This is a genomic window from Methanomassiliicoccus luminyensis B10, assembly GCF_000308215.1.
GTDB classification, from domain to species: Archaea; Thermoplasmatota; Thermoplasmata; order Methanomassiliicoccales; family Methanomassiliicoccaceae; genus Methanomassiliicoccus; species Methanomassiliicoccus luminyensis.
The window spans coordinates 125,675-141,245 of sequence record NZ_CAJE01000024.1 but is presented as its reverse complement, the minus strand read 5'-3'; the positions used below and the strand labels follow the sequence as shown (position 1 = coordinate 141,245).

Annotated in this window: 18 protein-coding genes; 6 read left to right on the top strand and 12 right to left on the bottom strand. The window is 60.9% G+C overall.

What is annotated here, in order from left to right:
• The first annotated feature begins 34 nt into the window (after positions 1-34).
• The 3 genes from purS to purQ are packed head-to-tail and all read left to right on the top strand — an operon-like array spanning position 35 to position 3,451.
• On the top strand, positions 35-274 hold the full coding sequence (gene purS, locus WYS_RS13535; protein WP_019178720.1) for a phosphoribosylformylglycinamidine synthase subunit PurS: 240 nt from the start codon (positions 35-37) through the stop codon (positions 272-274).
• 8 nt (positions 275-282) lie between these two features.
• Positions 283-2,613, top strand: a complete 2,331-nt coding sequence (gene purL / locus WYS_RS13530) for a phosphoribosylformylglycinamidine synthase subunit PurL (protein ID WP_049796383.1) — start codon at positions 283-285, stop codon at positions 2,611-2,613.
• Between the two features lies 1 nt (position 2,614).
• Positions 2,615-3,451: a phosphoribosylformylglycinamidine synthase subunit PurQ gene (purQ, locus tag WYS_RS13525; protein WP_019178718.1), complete on the top strand. Its 837-nt coding sequence runs from the start codon at positions 2,615-2,617 to the stop codon at positions 3,449-3,451.
• Here purQ and WYS_RS13520 read toward each other — a convergent pair whose 3' ends face one another.
• The 4 genes from WYS_RS13520 to WYS_RS13505 form a co-directional block, all read right to left on the bottom strand.
• Positions 3,452-4,111 carry a DUF120 domain-containing protein gene (locus WYS_RS13520; protein WP_019178717.1) on the bottom strand — a complete coding sequence of 220 codons (660 nt, stop codon included), beginning with the start codon at positions 4,109-4,111 and terminating at the stop codon, positions 3,452-3,454.
• A 129-nt stretch (positions 4,112-4,240) separates the two neighbouring features.
• Complete coding sequence (locus WYS_RS13515) at positions 4,241-4,597, bottom strand: type II toxin-antitoxin system VapC family toxin (RefSeq protein WP_019178716.1); 357 nt, start codon at positions 4,595-4,597, stop codon at positions 4,241-4,243.
• A 9-nt stretch (positions 4,598-4,606) separates the two neighbouring features.
• Complete coding sequence (locus WYS_RS13510; protein ID WP_019178715.1) at positions 4,607-5,827, bottom strand: translation initiation factor IF-2 subunit gamma; 1,221 nt, start codon at positions 5,825-5,827, stop codon at positions 4,607-4,609.
• Positions 5,824-6,219 (bottom strand): 30S ribosomal protein S6e, encoded by a 396-nt coding sequence (locus WYS_RS13505; RefSeq protein ID WP_019178714.1) that lies wholly within the window; start codon positions 6,217-6,219, stop codon positions 5,824-5,826. The genes WYS_RS13510 and WYS_RS13505 overlap by 4 nt, the downstream gene beginning before the upstream one ends.
• 713 nt (positions 6,220-6,932) lie before the next feature.
• On the opposite strand from WYS_RS13505, the gene WYS_RS13500 reads away from it, so the two are divergent.
• Complete coding sequence (locus tag WYS_RS13500) at positions 6,933-7,634, top strand: S1C family serine protease (protein WP_162137745.1); 702 nt, start codon at positions 6,933-6,935, stop codon at positions 7,632-7,634.
• Between the two features lie 20 nt (positions 7,635-7,654).
• Here WYS_RS13500 and WYS_RS13495 read toward each other — a convergent pair whose 3' ends face one another.
• The 8 genes from WYS_RS13495 to WYS_RS13460 form a co-directional block, all read right to left on the bottom strand.
• Positions 7,655-8,206 (bottom strand): hypothetical protein, encoded by a 552-nt coding sequence (locus tag WYS_RS13495; RefSeq protein ID WP_019178712.1) that lies wholly within the window; start codon positions 8,204-8,206, stop codon positions 7,655-7,657.
• Positions 8,207-8,734 carry a hypothetical protein gene (locus WYS_RS13490; protein ID WP_019178711.1) on the bottom strand — a complete coding sequence of 176 codons (528 nt, stop codon included), beginning with the start codon at positions 8,732-8,734 and terminating at the stop codon, positions 8,207-8,209.
• A gap of 12 nt (positions 8,735-8,746) precedes the next feature.
• Complete coding sequence (locus WYS_RS13485) at positions 8,747-9,781, bottom strand: hypothetical protein (RefSeq protein WP_026069136.1); 1,035 nt, start codon at positions 9,779-9,781, stop codon at positions 8,747-8,749.
• Positions 9,782-10,064: 283 nt separating this feature from the next.
• Positions 10,065-10,577: a flavodoxin family protein gene (locus WYS_RS13480; RefSeq protein WP_147654232.1), complete on the bottom strand. Its 513-nt coding sequence runs from the start codon at positions 10,575-10,577 to the stop codon at positions 10,065-10,067.
• A 74-nt stretch (positions 10,578-10,651) separates the two neighbouring features.
• Positions 10,652-11,404 (bottom strand): hypothetical protein, encoded by a 753-nt coding sequence (locus WYS_RS13475; protein WP_019178708.1) that lies wholly within the window; start codon positions 11,402-11,404, stop codon positions 10,652-10,654.
• 1 nt (position 11,405) lies between these two features.
• Positions 11,406-12,338 (bottom strand): ABC transporter ATP-binding protein, encoded by a 933-nt coding sequence (locus WYS_RS16270; protein ID WP_019178707.1) that lies wholly within the window; start codon positions 12,336-12,338, stop codon positions 11,406-11,408.
• Entirely contained in the window at positions 12,335-13,153 is an 819-nt protein-coding gene (locus tag WYS_RS16265) for an ABC transporter permease (RefSeq protein WP_019178706.1), read from the bottom strand. Before WYS_RS16265 ends, WYS_RS16270 begins: the two co-directional genes overlap by 4 nt.
• Complete coding sequence (locus WYS_RS13460) at positions 13,153-14,124, bottom strand: ABC transporter ATP-binding protein (protein ID WP_019178705.1); 972 nt, start codon at positions 14,122-14,124, stop codon at positions 13,153-13,155. Before WYS_RS13460 ends, WYS_RS16265 begins: the two co-directional genes overlap by 1 nt.
• A gap of 281 nt (positions 14,125-14,405) precedes the next feature.
• On the opposite strand from WYS_RS13460, the gene WYS_RS13455 reads away from it, so the two are divergent.
• Positions 14,406-15,155, top strand: a complete 750-nt coding sequence (locus tag WYS_RS13455) for a HesA/MoeB/ThiF family protein (RefSeq protein WP_019178704.1) — start codon at positions 14,406-14,408, stop codon at positions 15,153-15,155.
• Positions 15,156-15,169: 14 nt separating this feature from the next.
• Positions 15,170-15,445, top strand: coding sequence for a ubiquitin-like small modifier protein 1 (locus WYS_RS13450; RefSeq protein ID WP_019178703.1), 276 nt, complete (start codon positions 15,170-15,172; stop codon positions 15,443-15,445).
• Positions 15,446-15,571: the final 126 nt, after the last annotated feature.

Genomic DNA, 15,571 nt, shown 5'->3' with positions numbered 1-15,571 from the left:
AAGTAGGTGCCCGCGTTTCTGAAACTCCGGTACCATGGTCAAGGCCGAGATAAGGATCGAGCTCAAGCACGGCGTTGCCGACCCCGAGGGGGACAACACCAAGAAGGCCCTGGAGCTTCTGGGCTTCAAGGGCATCAATGGCGTGAAGACCGTTAAGCTCTTCGAGGTCGAGCTGGACATGGACCCTGCCCAGGCCCAGGCCGCGTGCGAGGAGATGTCCCGCAAGCTTCTGGCCAACCCGGTCATCCAGTCGTACCGCGTCGAGCTGAAATGAGGGATGCGATGTCCGGCAAGGAGTTGACCAGGAAGAGGCCGGTGCCCTTCCCGCTGTACGAGATCGACATCTTCTCCGCCTCCAAAGAAGAGCTGAGGGATATGTCCAAGACCATGGGGCTCAACCTCAGCCTGGATGAGATGGAGGTCATCAAGGACTACTTCTCCAAGAAAGGGAGGGTCCCCACCGACGTGGAGCTGCAGTCCATCGCCCAGGCCTGGAGCGAGCACTGCTGCTACAAGTCCTCCAAGGTCTTCCTGCGCGAGTACATCTTCCCCATCAAGAACCCCGATGTCCTGGCCAAAGGCGACGCCGGGGTCATGGCCTTCGACGACGAGCACGCCTACGCTCTCAGGGTCGAGAGCCACAACCACCCCTCCGCCATCGAGCCCTACGGCGGGGCCGCCACCGGCATCGGCGGCATCGTCAGGGACGTCCTGGCCATGGGCGCACAGCCCATCGCCCTGGTCGACCCGCTGTTCTTCGGCCCCCTCGAGCTGAGGCAGGTGCCCAACGGGGTCAAGCTGCCCAAGTACCTCGCCAGCGGGGTGGTGGGGGGCATCCGCGACTACGGCAACAGGATCGGCATCCCCACCGTGGCGGGCGGGGTGTACTTCGATCCCGCCTACACCGGCAACTGCCTCGTCAATGTCGGATGCATCGGCTTCCTTCGGAGGGACAAGCTGCTCAACAACGCCGTCAAGGGCGTGGGCGACGTCCTCATCCTGGTGGGCGGCCGCACCGGCCGCGACGGGATTCACGGAGTTACTTTCGCTTCGGCCGAGCTGCATGAGGCGTCCGAGGACGAGTCCCGTGGGGCGGTGCAGCTGGGCGATCCGATCATGAAGGAGCCCACCATCCATGCCTGCCTCGAGGTCAACGAGCGCGGACTGGTGTCCGGCATCAAGGACCTGGGAGGCGGCGGCCTGTCCTGCGTGGTGGGCGAGATCGCCCTGGCGGGAGGCTGCGGCGCCGATGTCCAGCTGGACAAGGTGCCCCTCAAGGAGGCCGGCCTGGCCCCCTGGGAGATCTGGGTCTCCGAATCGCAGGAGCGCATGATGCTCGCCGCCCCCGAGGCCAACGCGGCGGCGATCCTGGAGGTGTTCGACCTCTGGGACGTGCCCGCCACGGTCATCGGCAAGGTGGTGGAAAAGCAGCAGGTCACCCTGAACTACCAGGGCGAGGTGGTGTACAACCTGGACCTCGACTTCCTCACCAAGGGGCCGGAGTACTGCCGCCCCTGGGCCCCCCCCAAGGGGAAGGAGAAGATCGCCCCCGCGGAGCCGAAGCTGCCCGCCCTGAACGAGGCGGTCCTCGCTCTGCTGAGCGATCCCAACATCGCGTCCAAGGACTGGATGATACGCCAGTACGACCATGAGGTCCGCGCCTCCACCGTCATCAAGCCCCTGCAGGGAAAGGCGGGGCACCAGGGCCCCGGCGACGCCGTGGTGCTGAAGCCCCTGCCCGGCTCGAACAAGGGACTGGCGATAGCGATCGGCGTGAACCCCTGGTTCACTTCACAGGACCCCTACAACGGCGGCCGCAGCTCTGTTGACGAGGTGTACCGCAACATCATCGCCGTGGGCGGCCGCCCCCACGCTCTGACGGACTGCCTGAACTTCGGGAACCCCGAGAAGCCGGAGAGGCTGTTCGAGTTCCGCGAGGCCGTCAGAGGGATAGGGGAGATGGCCCAGGACCTCCTGCTGGCGGTCCCGTCCGGCAACGTGTCGTTCTACAACGAGACGGCGCACGGCCCCGCCCTCCCGACCCCCACCATACTGGGCGTGGGGCTGGTGGATGACATCCGCAAGTGCGTCACCACCGACCTCAAAGTCGAGGACGACCCAGTATACATCGTCGGGGAGACCAAGGACGAGATGGGCGCTTCGGCGCTGTGGCGGAAGTACGGCGGAAAGGGAGGGAAGGTGCCCGCATCGGACCCCCGGGCGCTGGCGGCAACGGGCGAGATGCTACGCCAGGCCATGGACAAGGGCCTCATCAGGAGCTGCCACGACTGCTCCGACGGCGGCCTCGTCGTCGCGCTGGCGGAGATGTGCCTGGGCGGGGACCTGGGCTTCTACGGCGACCTCGCCCCCATGGGCGATCTGCCCACCGCCACCAAACTGTTCTCCGAGTCCAACTCCCGGTTCGTCGTGGAAGTGGACGCTTCCAAGAGGGCCGAGTGGGAAGCCCTCGCCGGGAGCAAGGCCGTGCACATCGGCAAGGTGGGCAGGGGAAGGATGACCGTCAAGGACGGCAGCTCGAACGCGGTGGACCTCAAGGTCCCCGCCATGCGCAAGGCGTGGTCCGAGCCGCTGTGGAACCTGCTGGGGGGATGAGATGAAGCTCGAGGACATCAAAGTGTGCGTTCTCCGGATCGAAGGGACCAACTGCGAGGAAGAGGCCTACCAGGCCTTCAAGATGCTGGGGGCCCGGCCGGAGAAGGTCCACCTGAAGCAACTGCTCGGCAGATCGTCCCCTGAGATGAGGCGAGACCTGGACGACTACCAGGTGCTCATGTTCCCAGGGGGCTTCTCCGCCGGGGACTACGTCCGCGCCGGAGCCATCTTCGCCGCGCGCATCAAGAGCGGCCTCTCCGCCGACCTGGAGAACTTCGTTTCCAGCGGCCGCCCGGTGCTGGGGGTCTGCAACGGCTTCCAGATACTGGTCGAGCTCGGCCTGCTGCCGTCGTTCGACGAGGTCATCAGCGAGGAGCCGCAGTCGGCGCTGTACACCAACGTTTCCGGCCGCTTCGAGTGCCGCCCCACCTACCTCAAGCACGAGAACCACGGCAAGAGCGTGTTCACCTCCCTGCTCCCGCGGGGAGAGGTGGTCATGTTCCCCTCCGCCCACGCCGAGGGGAACCTGAGGTTTCCCCGCGAGAAGGAGCGGGAGATCGTGGACCGGCTGGAGGATAACGACCAGGTAGTGTTCAGGTACGTGGACCCCGACGGCGAGTACGCGGGATACCCGTGGTGCCCCAACGGCGCGGTGAGCAACATCGCCGGCGTCTGCAACCCCGAGGGCAACGTGCTAGGCCTGATGCCTCACCCGGAGAGGGTGATGTGCCGGTACCAGCATCCCGATTGGACCAGGACCGGCGGCGACCCCGGCGCGCCCGGCGACGGCAGGGTGGTGTTCAGCTCGGTGCTCGACCACGTGAGCAAGAGGTTCTGATCACTCCACCGATATCCGGATGTCCACAACGTCGCCGTCGTTCAGGCCCAGAGTGCGCCTCAGGTTGTACTTGCACAGCACCTCGAGTATGTCGGAGTAGTGCGAGCGGGTCGGCATTATCACCGCGCAATCTATGTTCTGGATGGAGGCGAGGTGGCACCTCACCTCCCCGAAGGTGCGCCCGTTGCGGGTGAAGCCGTGAATGACAATGCCCTCGCTGCGGCGGAGGACCTCCAGCTTGTTGGCGTCCTGGGGGCTGATCTTGAGGTTCAGGGTGCCCTCGAACGGAATGAACTTCAGCTTCTCCCTGAACTGGTCCTGGTAGCCCGGCTGGTTGACGTAGTATTGCCCCTCTCCCATGCCCGTCGCTACCGCCCCGTGGATGAGGATGTGGTCCCGGAGCTCGAAGATCTTCTGGTACTCCGAGTACTCCTGCCTCAGCGAGTCCAGGCCCTTCTTGGTAATCTTGATGCGCTGCTTCCTCGCCCCCAGGTCCCTCTGGATGAGGCCTTCCTCCAGCAACTCCAGGATCCTCTTCGACGCGGACTGCTGACTGATGCGGAGCTTATCCCCCAGCTCCCGGGACGATATGGCGATGTAGTCGTTGATCCCGCCGAGCAGGGCGATCTGCTTGAGGGCGATGGCGAACTTCTCGTTCATGTTAACTTTCCCCAGTAGTTACTTCGATGCTGTTAACTACAATTTTCTGGGGTGTTCCATCCGGACCAGGCTATTTAATGCTTTCAGCTTTTTGTATGAGGCGGCGGTCAAGAACGAGCACCGGCGGCCTTATCCGTCGTCCAGGGCCAGGTGGCTCCCGCCCCTCATCACGATGGTCTTGACGCGCTGCTTGCGCAGCTTGGCGATGAGCACGCGGTCGTTCGTCACCACGTATGCGTTCAGCTTCATCGCGAGCTCGATGACCGCGGCATCCCCGACCGCCCGAGTGTCCTCGATGGTGTAGCGGGACAGCAGCCTCAGGGCCGCGGGGGCGTGCTTGTTCTCGGACCGCTTCAGCTCCCCCACGATGGGGCCGGGGACGTACACGTCGCACTGACCGAGAAGGGAACGCAATTGCGCATCGATGTTGATGGAGCGCTCAAAAGGAAGGAGAAGGGCGTTGGTGTCCAGGACCACCTTGGGCATATGCCCACCTTACTGGATGATGCCGTACCCGATAAGGCGCCACTTGCCCGCTATTCTCCTGGAAATGGCCACGCGCTGCTCCTTCTGCGCGCACACCGGGATCTTCAGGGCGACCTCGGACTCGTCGCCCCTGGCGCTGGTGACCACGCCCACCGTGGTGGCGGTCCCGATGCTCAGCATGAGCGGCTCGTTGGTCTTGATGTTCTCCACGACCAGGTCGTCGGCGGCGCCCACGACCCTCTCGAGAAGGTGGGTGGTCATGACGAACTTGTGCAGCACCGGCGGCAAAGTGCCGGGCTTTCCCACCAGGCGGCCGGTCAGCCCGTCCGACTTGGTCAGCGCGGGGTCCAGCTTGGTCCCGATGGCCATAAGGCCTCCCGGCGACGCCGCCTCCAGGGTGGTATTGCCGGTATGAAGGGATTGAACAGCGGTAGTGATCCTCTCCCAGCTGGTCTTGCCGCCCACCTCGACCTTGCGGCCCGGCAGGATCTCAATCTCGTCCCCCACCACGAGCTCGCCCTGGGTCAGGGAACCTCCCAGCACGCCGCCCTTCAGAGCGTCGGGCGAGGAGCCGGGGGTATTGATGTCGAAGGAACGCGCCACGTACATGAGAGGGGGCTTGTCCCTTTCGGCCTTGGGAGTTGGAATGTACTTCTCGATGGTCTCGATGAGCTTGTCGATGTTGACGTCGTGGTGCGCGGAGACGGGAATGATGGGGGCGTTCTCGGCGATGGTGCCCTTGATGAACCTCTTGATCTCCCGGTAGTTCTCCAGCGCCTCTTCCTTGGTCACGAGGTCGATCTTGTTCTGGACGATGATGATCTTGTCGACACCGATGATGGACAGGGCCATCAGGTGCTCTTTCGTTTGTGGTTGAGGACAGTGCTCGTTGGCGGCCACCAGCAGAAGGGCGCCCTGCATCATGGCCGCGCCGGAAAGCATGGTGGCCATGAGCGTCTCGTGCCCGGGAGCGTCCACGAAGGATATGGCCCTGAGGAACTTGGCCTCCCCCCCGCAGTCGCAGGAATCCTTGACGATGTACCTTTTGCACTTCTCGCAATAATAGAATGCCGTATCGGCGTAGCCCAGGCGGATAGAAATACCGCGCTTGATCTCCTCGGAATGCCGATCGGTCCACTCCCCGCTCAACGCCTTGGTCAAGGTCGTCTTGCCGTGGTCGACGTGACCGATCATCCCGATGTTGATCTCGGGCTGTACGGATACCTTCATTTCTTCTCCTCTTTCTTCGGAAGGAGCTCTTCGACCGGCTTGGAGCCGGCGCCGCTGATGGTCATGTTGATCTGGGTCGTCTCGTTGGAAACGGTGTTGCCCCTGACCAGCTTGCGGCGTCTCATTCCGTTCTCGGGAGCGTTGAAGCCGGTCCCGTCGGAAAGGAGGACGTTCTTGCGCCTGACGCCGGGGAGATCGGACCTCATGGGGACCCCGTCCTTGTCGCTTCCGCCGACAATGGTCAGCTTGTACCCGGGCAAGCTGACGAATATGCCGTCCACCACGTCCCCTATCCTCTTGCCGATAAGGGAGTTAGCATGATGACCGGAAACGTTGACCTGGTAGGACATCCCGGTCTTTACGTCGTTAATGACAGTTTTGAACTCAACCATACAGTCACCTTTGTGAGTAATCGCCTTAATGTAGCTTAGAATAAATAACTTTTCGTGGCGCTATTTTCTGCTAGCCCTCTAGCCAGCAGTTATTTTTCCGGCAAGTTATTGTCAGTTTGGGGAAAGCTCGCTCCAGGGTCATGCGTCAAGGGTGCGGTTGCAGGTCGCTTCGCTGATCTTGCCCCCCCCCCCATGAGGGGCTTACGGGAGCCGGCCCGTAGTCTACGCTCACGGTGGGCTCGTCGCTCCCGTCGCCGGGGCCGTGGCCGGGCTCATCCTGGTGAGGGCTCGCTCAGATCTTACCGAGCTCGCTTTCGACCTCTGGCGTCGATTTTTGCCGGAAAAGCGTGAGCGGGTGCGACCCGATATCTGTTGGTTGCCTCAAGTGCCTGCGATCACTATGGGCAGGTAGCGACTACAGGCCCTCCCTCGTTGACCATGACGCGCCACTAGGTGAGCGAGAGCTAAGTGCTATTGGCGGCCGCCTGGGCAGCATCAGTGTTTGATATCGGGGCACTGACGATTATTGATCTCGGCACGAAGACGAGTTCGGCGCAAGAACGAGTCTGCGTGTGGGATTCGCCACCTCATTTGCGCCCGTCATATGACCTTACGGGATATCAAATCAGATTTATCGTCAAAGCATTAAAAATTATGTACCGCATATCCCAACTGGGATCAACATGCAGGGTCGGCCAAAGAAGGTTAATGAGATGGCGATATTGTCGATCGCTCTCGTCATATTGATCGTCATCGTGGCCTGTTACCCGATGATCCAATCGAGAGAGGAGGAAGAACTCGATATCAAGAACCTGATGAGCGGGACGATCGAGATCGGTTGCGGAATGGATTCCTCGAACGAGGTCTCCGGAACGGGTTTTATCGTCGAATATGATGGCGTAAAAGTGATTAGCAATGCGCACATCGTAACATATCTCGACAACGGATCATACATGCCCTTCGATCACATCTCTGGACGGTTCTTTGACGATGATACCGCCTACGAATTGAACGTGACCTCCTTCGACCGCGGTTTGGACATCGCCGTGCTTGCTTTTGTCGACATCAGCCGTCACTTTTCGGTCCTTTCCTTCGGCGACTCCGACCATATCTATTACGGTGACCCTGTCCTCACCGTCGGCAACGCTCGGGGCAATGGATTATCGGCCTCCTCCGGGGTCGTCTCCATACCCCTGATAAATATCAACGATTCAAGGGCCGTAAGGCCGGCGATACAAACATCCATCACCATCAACGACGGCAACAGCGGAGGTCCCCTGTTCGACGACCGGGGCCAGGTCATCGGAATGATGTCCTTCCGGATACGAGATTCGCTCGGCGATATCGTCAACGGGATGAGCTTCGCCGTTCCGTCCAATGAAATACGGACCTACCTTGACATCGTCAAGGTATGAACCGCATCGGAAGGAAGCGGTCAGAATATGGCCGGCTCTCTCTTCTCCCTTTCCATATCGACGAACTTATAGAAGACACCACCCTCCCATTCGAACTCACGCATCCCATTGTTGATCGTCCACAGGTCATGGACGTTCATGACTCTAATGATCGCGTCATCCAGGTCCCGGGGGAGAGTATCGCTCCCCTGACGAGTGAACCAGACCTCTCCCATATGCTGCACGTGCCAGTTGATGAACGCGATTATGCGTTCTATCGATATTTCGATGCGGAGGTACGCTTCCGCGCCCGCCACATAGGTGCTTTTTCGCAATGACAACACCTCATCCGCCATGTAGACGTACTTCGGCATTATTAGTCGAGCACGATCTGGCTGGACCAATCCCTCTATCCCCCACCTCGCCTTATAGTCTTCGAGCAGCTCGAAAGTCGTCCCGTCCCTGCCCAGCTGGTTGTCGGGACGCACCTCATAGACGAACGGCTCCCCGTTGTTGGCCATGGGGTCAGTGATCACTTGCCCGAACACAAGGGGCTGCGGGACCGCCAAGAGATCGAAGCTCCCAAAGGTCAATCAGATCACCGCCGGCTCCCTCTTCTTCCTTTCCATGTTGACGAACTTGTACAGGACCCCCGGCTCCCACTGAAGCTCGTAGACGTCGTCGTCGATCGTCCGAGCATCATACACGTTCATGACCTTGATGACCGGGCCCTCACTTCCCACTGGGACATCATAATCATACGGCATGTGGGCGAACCAGACCTCTCCCATCCGTTCCACGTGCCAGTTGATGGACGCCACGAATCGTTCCGCCTCCCGCACCCTCCGGTAGTAGTCCCGGAACGACTCCTGATAGCTGGCTCGGCCGTACGAGAACGACTTGTCGATCGCATAGATGTATTTCGGGAAGACCTTTTCAACAATCTCGATTACATGGGTGTATGGGGAAGTCTCTTTCAGCAGGTATGCGTCCATGCCGTCCGATCCCCCCTTCCGATAGATGAACGGCTCCCCGTTGTTAGCCATGGGGTCAGTGATCACTTGCCCGAACACAAGGGGCTGCGGGACCGCCAGGAAGTCATAATATTTCATATAGGTCATTTGTCACCAACATCATCTGGGGAGGTAATAGAACGCGTGCGCGTTCGTTTTATGGCCACATGTATGATAATGCTTATAATATCCTGACCCTGACGATGGCTTATGTGCGTCATGCCATACCGGAGCCCCAAACACAGAAGCAACGGACTTGGCATTCGATTCACTGTACGTCCACGTGCTCATCACACCACCTGGATTGTTACTCAGCTTCATGATCTTCTGAGCCCTCTCGAAGGAGATCGCTTTGGGAACGATATAGACCTTCTTGATCAGAACCGCAAAGTAATATTTCCCATTATTCATGTTATTAAGGTTGACGCTGTTAAGCTGGTTTATTGAATAGGTTGTTCCGTCGACCGTGACTGAAACTAGGTCCCCGTGTTTATACTTATAACTAATGCCATCGATGACGTTCTGAGTATATTCCACATAATTGTTAGAGTAGTATGTGTAGGCTGCGTAAACGACAAAGGCCACCACCACGGCCGCGACGATCGCGTTTATCCCGGGTATGGCCAGCAGGGGAGCGAGCGAGAACCAGGCACAATCGTCGATGGCCCCCTCGCCGATCTGGTCCCGGTACGAGACCTCCGTTCCGTTGATGATGAAGATTACATCAAAATCGGTCTCGTTGAGAGGCACTATATAGCCTTCTAAACATCCGCTCTGCTGGCTTCCATTCTCGGAATCGAAATATGTGAATGCGGTGTTTATCGAACCAGTTAGATAAAATTCAGAGACGATCTCTACCGTCCCTTCTTCCCCTTCCCCCACCGCCGCGTCCGCTCCCGACCCTATGGCCACTTTCTTGGAGCCTATGAAGGTAGAAACGCTCTCATCGACCCAGTACTCATAGGAATAGGTGTTCAGGGCCTCGGTTATCTTCTGCATCTCCGGCGCGATGCTCACATCCACGGTACGGACGTTACGTGCGCTATCATCATCGAAGCTTTGACCATGACCGATCGCCGGATAAACGGCGAAGGCGGCTACAACGGCGACAGCAACGAGCAATACTTGCCATGATCTTATTCTCACTAACCCCACCAAGATTCTATATCTCTAGATGCATATAAAATGATATTGGTAATTCCATAATTACATGGAGATATTTGTTATGAGGAATGCCAGCAATTCCTACCGGGCCGGACGCGGCCGGTCACGATCGGCGCCATCTGGCTCGTCCGACCGATCTGCCTGAAGCACCAAAAAATTCAGCAGGATCGTATGTGGCTTGATCGGTCGAGTTCGAGAGGCATTCCCAGGGCCTTGCTTGGAGATTGAATACTATGGAGGGCTTTAACCTAGAAGAAGGAAGAGGCCGGCGTGCTCAGGCCGCGTCCAGGATGGCGTCGGCGAACTCTTCTGCTCTCTTCTGCCATCCATCCTTCAGCTGCCCGGCCATGGTCTCCTTGAGGGAGCCTTTCTTCTCATCCATGACCACGCTGAAGACCTTGTCGGCGACCTTGACCATTCCCCTGTCCCTCAGGACCGCGTCCAGGGTGGGTATGTTCTTCCTCCGGGCGTCAAGCTCCTGGGGGGTGGGCATTTTCCCAGTCTTCTTGTCCGGGACCTCGTCGGCATGGGTGGCGAACAGTGCGTACCTGGCTCCCTGCGGCAATGCGGCCTTCTTCACGAACCTGCGCATGCTCCCGATGGGCTTCCCCACCCGGGTGGGGGCGCCGAACACGTACAGGTCGGCGAGGGGGACCTCCTTGGGCCCGACATCGCTGATGTGATGCACGCTGACCTGCTGCCCCCTGGACTCCAGGACGTGCTTCAGCTCCTCGGCGATCTTCGCTCCGTTGCCGTACTTCGAGGCGTGGTATATTTCGATCCTCATCGAGGCCCTCCCGACCGCCAAGGATGCGCCGGTCCGGTCTTAATCCTATGCGCGGCGGATCACCTGCATGGCGGCTAAGGCACTTCCTTCTCCCGGAAGGCCACCGCCCCCAGGACCAGCAGGGCCACCGTGACCACCGCGAGCGCGAGGAACGCCCCCGAGGCGTCGCCGGTGACCCCCATCAGGCTCCCCTCGTTCAGCAGGGAGGAGGCGATGACCTTCAGCTGGTGCATGAGAGTATAATGGCTGATGGCGCCCGGAACGGAGCCTACGAAACCCTCCCACACGAACGCATAGATCAGCCCCACGTATATGGGCTGCTTCAGCACCACCCCCAGCGCCAGGAACAGGGACGAGTACACCGCCACGCCGAGCACCAGCACCGCCGAGTACGACAGCAGGATGTTGACGGCGTCGCCGTCGATGGCGGTCTGCAGGAAGTAGCTCGACCACCCTACGAGGTTCACGAGCAGCAGGATGACCGCGGCCGCCAGGACCAGGGTGACGTAGTACCCGAGATAGGAGACCCGGCGGTCCAGGGGCGCGGTAATCACCGGCGTTATGCTCCGGTCGTCGATGTCGTTCCTGATAAGCGACGCGCCGTATATCATGGATATGACGGGGAGCAGGAACGACAGCACCAGTAGGTCCAGCATGGCGCTCCCGTCCGCCGCGAGCCCCTCGCCCTCATAGGCGGCGTAGCCCATGACGAACGCGACCAGCAGGGTCAGCAGCACTACCAATGTCCACCGTCGGTTCAGCAGCAGCCTCTTGCTCGAATACCTGAGTATGGAGCGCAGGCCCGTGATGTTCATCATGATGTTCATGTCACCACCCCACCATGTACCGGAACACCGATTCCAGGTCGTCGTCGGTGCTGTGCATGCTCTCCAGCTCCCAGGCCGGGTTCTTCAGCAGCTCGGGGACGGAATCGAAGAAGTCCTCCGGCCGGTTGACCTTCACGCTGAGCCCCTTCCGGTCCGGCCCGAGCTCCACCGACACGGTGTAATCCCTTTCCACCAGCATCTTGGCCAGCTCGACCATGCCCTTGCCCTCTACCACGATGTTGTGGGGGTAGCGGCTCATCAGCCCTCTGATCTCCGATATGTCCCCGGTGGCCACCGCCCTGCCTTTGTAGATGAGAGCGATATTATGCGTGAGGCGCTCGACCTCGTGCAGGACGTGCGTGGAGATGATGATGTCCCGCCCCTGCTCCCGGTTCAGCATCTTCACCAGGTCGATAAGCTCCCTCCGAACCGCAGGGTCGGTCCCGGTGAACGGTTCGTCCAGAAGGAGGAGCGGGGGATCGTGCATGAGCGCCCCTCCGATCTTGATGCGCTGCTTCATGCCCTTGCTGTACCCGCCGATCTTGCGGTCCGCAGCCTTGGTCATCTCCACCGTCCCCAGCACTTCGTCGACCCTGCTCTCCCGGGCCGCTCCGCCGATGCCGTGCAGGCCGGCGGCGAAGCGCAGATAGTCGCGCCCGGTGAGGTCGGGGTACAGGAAGTCGTAGTCGGGGCAGAAGCCGATGCTGGACAGCAGCTTGCTGTCCTTCCAGGGGCATCTTCCGAGGACAAGGAGCTCGCCCGCGTTGGGCTTGATCGTGCCGATGAGCAGCTTGAACAGGGTGCTCTTCCCGGCGCCGTTCGGCCCGACCACGCCGGTGATCCCCCTCCCGATGGTGACATCGAAATTGTTGAGCCCGATGACCTCGCCATACCACTTGGAGAGGTCCTTGGCCGACACGATGGCCTCGCTCACTTTCCCACCCCCTTGCGGTAGATGCGGTAGTAGGCGATGAGCGCCGGGGGCACCGTGAACACGAACGCCATGACCGCCAGGAGGACCGGGTCGATGCCCGGCGACAGGTCCTGCCCGAATATCGCCAGGCAGGAGTTGTACATCACCCCGAACGGACTGATGAGGTGCCAGTTGGGATCGAACTCGGTGAATATGCTCCCGATGATCTCCAGGACGAAGGCGGCCATGAAGGTCCCCACCGCCGCGTAGGTCTTGCGCCCGGTCAGGGAGGACAGCATCAGTCCCAGGGGCAGCAGGAACACCGCGGTCCACAGGCCCGCGGCGATGGTCTGGCCTATCACCTCCAGGCTGGCGAGGTAATCGCTGCCCGACTGGGTGGCCATGACCGCCACCCCTACCATGACCGCGGGAAGGAGGGTGAACATGAGCATCACCATGAGGGCCCCGGCAGATTTCCCCAGCAGGTACCCGGCCGGCCGCAGGGCGCGGGACAGGTACAGCGTGATGGAGCTGCTGCGGAGGTCCTCGGCGAGGAGGTCGCCGCAGACCAGGGAGACGAGGATGATGGTGAAGACGAAGAAGAGGGTACCCCCGAACCTGGACAGCATGCTCTCCGAGGTGAGCACCTCGTGAGGCATCATGATCATCACTATCAGGTTCAGGAGGTCGATGAGGACTATGCCCAGCACGATCAGGGCGATGGTCCAGCCCCGCATCTTGTCCCGGAGCACCCTTTCGGCGATGACCAGGTACCGCTGGGCATGCTCGCTCCTGGTGCCCGTCCATGGCGAGTACTCTATGGGGTTAAGTCCCATCAGGCCACCCCGCCGACCGAGCTTATGTAGATGTCCTCCAGGGAGATCTTGTCCGGCTGATAGGAGCGGATCCGCACCCCCTGCCGACAGGCGAGCTCGAAGATGCTCCTGCTGTCCGCGGAGGTCACCAGGACCACCCTCACCTGCCCGAACTCCTCGGAGATGTCCACGACCTCGTGCTCCTTGCACAGCAGGTCGGTGAAGGCCCTGAGGTTTTCAGGCGCTCCCCTCGCGGTCAGCCTCTTGCGTCCCTGCGCGGGGGCCATGAGGTCCTCGATGCTTCCCCGGTTCACCACCTTTCCGCCGCTGACGATCACCGCCTCGCGGCACACCTTCTCCACATCCTGGAGGATGTGCGACGACACCAGTATGGTCTTGTCGGAGGCGGAGATGCGGGCGATGAGCTCGAGCATCTCCTCCCGGCCCAGGGGGTCCATGCCGTTGGTCGGCTCGTCCAGGAACAGCACCGCGGGGTCGTGCACTATTGCCTGAGCCAGCTTGACCCTCTGCTTCATGCCCGTGGAGTACGATCCGATGGGGCGGTACCGCTCTTCCCCCACGCCGACGAAGTCGAGCATCTCGTGGCTGCGGGGCACGGCGTCCTTCTTGGACATGCCGGAGATGCGGCCCATGTACGCCACCATCTCCACCGCGCTCATCGGATCGATGAGGCAATCGTGCTCGGGCATGTAGCCGACGATGTCCCGCACCTTCAGGGTGTCCGTCCTGGAATCGAGGCCGGCCACCGTCAGGGAGCCGCCCTGCGGATCCACCAGGCCAAGGACGGTCTTGATGAAAGTGCTCTTGCCGGCACCGTTGGGGCCGAGCAGGCCGACCACTCCGGGAGAGATGTCCAGGGACAGGTGGTCCAGCGCCGTGATCTGGCCGTACCGCACCACCACGTCCCGGGCGCATATGGTCGCTCCCTCGGTCCCCGTGACCCGGTCCTCCGGCCTATTCCCCGCCGTCATCGGGGAATGAAAACGGTCCGCATATTTAGGCTCATGGTCCGGGTTTTCAGTAGGACCGGACGGCGCCGCTGCCTCTCCGCAATTCCATCTGGACGTCCCGCCCGCCCATGGTTTTATGGCGAAGCCCGCGCATAAAGCTACGGAGGCGGACCGGGAGCGTGGGGCGATGACGCCGGCGATATTTGCCCAGATGGGTGCGGCAAGGAGCATCTTCACACAATCAGGAAATTATTTCCCATTTGGCAACAGTTATATAGTTAACAATAGTTAATGAGGGCATCATGGCGACGGACGAACTGACCGAATACGACATCAAGCGATACAACCGCCAGATGATGATCAAGGGCTTCGGGGAAGAGGGGCAGAAGAAGCTGAAGAGCACCAGGGTCTTCGTCGCCGGCGTGGGCGGCCTGGGCTGCCCGGTGACCACCTATCTGGCGGTGGCCGGGTTCGGGCACATCACCATAGCGGACCTGGACGTGGTGGACCTCTCCAACCTCAACCGGCAGATCCTGCATTGGGACAAGGACGTCGGCCGGGTGAAGGTGGAGAGCGGGCTGGAAAAGCTCACCGCGATCAACCCGAGCATAGAGGTGTCCGCGTTCCATGGTCGGATCGACGAGAACAATGTCTACGACCTCACCAAGGGACATGACCTCATCATAGACGCCATGGACAACTTCCCCACCCGCTTCCTGCTCAACAGGGCGGCGCTGAAGCACGGGGTGCCGTTCATCCACGCCTCGGTATGGGGCATGGAGGGGCGCATCACCACCATCGTCCCGGGGAAGACCCCCTGCCTCGAATGCACCTTTCCCCACGCCCCTCCCAAGGAGGTGTTCCCCATATTGGGGGCGACCCCCGGCGTGCTGGGGACCCTGCAGGCCATCGAGGCGGTGAAGGTGGTCCTGGGCATCGGAAGAACGCTAGAGGGCCGCCTGCTGGTCTTCGACGGCGAGTACATGGAGTTCCACGAGATCGATCTGAACAAGGACCCCAAGTGCGCGGCCTGCGGGCACGGGCACAAATGATACGGAGGAATGGAATGAAAGTGAACGTGAAATTGTTCGGGCATTTCCGCAATATTGCCAACAGCAAGGAGGTCGATGTCGACGCCAGGGGCCACACCGTCAACGATGTGGTCTCGGCGCTGGTGGAGAGGTTCCCGGAGCTGGGACCGGCCGTGCTGGAGAACGATCAGGTGCGGCCGTACGTCAACCTCTTCCTGAACGGCAAGAACATCAAGGAGCTGAACGGCCTGGCCACCGGCATCAAGGAAGGGGACGGCATAGTGCTGTTCCCGCCCATGGCGGGCGGCTGAGCCATCGTCCGCTCTACCATATCTCCTTCCGGAATGCCGCGAGCGCCCGCTCCCGACCGGGGGCCGCCCCAGCTCTTTCGGAAGGTCATTTCTTTTTAGGCCAGGCCGCGATCGCGGCAACGAGGA

Bases quoted from the DNA above. Each gene is read 5' to 3' on its own strand.
- purS (WP_019178720.1), top strand. From the start codon at position 35: ATGGTCAAGGCCGAGATAAGGATCGAGCTCAAGCACGGCGTTGCCGAC.
- purL (WP_049796383.1), top strand. From the start codon at position 283: ATGTCCGGCAAGGAGTTGACCAGGAAGAGGCCGGTGCCCTTCCCGCTG.
- purQ (WP_019178718.1), top strand. From the start codon at position 2,615: ATGAAGCTCGAGGACATCAAAGTGTGCGTTCTCCGGATCGAAGGGACC.
- WYS_RS13520 (WP_019178717.1), bottom strand. From the start codon at position 4,111: ATGAACGAGAAGTTCGCCATCGCCCTCAAGCAGATCGCCCTGCTCGGC.
- WYS_RS13515 (WP_019178716.1), bottom strand. From the start codon at position 4,597: ATGCCCAAGGTGGTCCTGGACACCAACGCCCTTCTCCTTCCTTTTGAG.
- WYS_RS13510 (WP_019178715.1), bottom strand. From the start codon at position 5,827: ATGAAGGTATCCGTACAGCCCGAGATCAACATCGGGATGATCGGTCAC.
- WYS_RS13505 (WP_019178714.1), bottom strand. From the start codon at position 6,219: ATGGTTGAGTTCAAAACTGTCATTAACGACGTAAAGACCGGGATGTCC.
- WYS_RS13500 (WP_162137745.1), top strand. From the start codon at position 6,933: ATGGCGATATTGTCGATCGCTCTCGTCATATTGATCGTCATCGTGGCC.
- WYS_RS13490 (WP_019178711.1), bottom strand. From the start codon at position 8,734: ATGACCTATATGAAATATTATGACTTCCTGGCGGTCCCGCAGCCCCTT.
- WYS_RS13480 (WP_147654232.1), bottom strand. From the start codon at position 10,577: ATGAGGATCGAAATATACCACGCCTCGAAGTACGGCAACGGAGCGAAG.
- WYS_RS13475 (WP_019178708.1), bottom strand. From the start codon at position 11,404: ATGAACATCATGATGAACATCACGGGCCTGCGCTCCATACTCAGGTAT.
- WYS_RS16265 (WP_019178706.1), bottom strand. From the start codon at position 13,153: ATGGGACTTAACCCCATAGAGTACTCGCCATGGACGGGCACCAGGAGC.
- WYS_RS13460 (WP_019178705.1), bottom strand. From the start codon at position 14,124: ATGACGGCGGGGAATAGGCCGGAGGACCGGGTCACGGGGACCGAGGGA.
- WYS_RS13455 (WP_019178704.1), top strand. From the start codon at position 14,406: ATGGCGACGGACGAACTGACCGAATACGACATCAAGCGATACAACCGC.
- WYS_RS13450 (WP_019178703.1), top strand. From the start codon at position 15,170: ATGAAAGTGAACGTGAAATTGTTCGGGCATTTCCGCAATATTGCCAAC.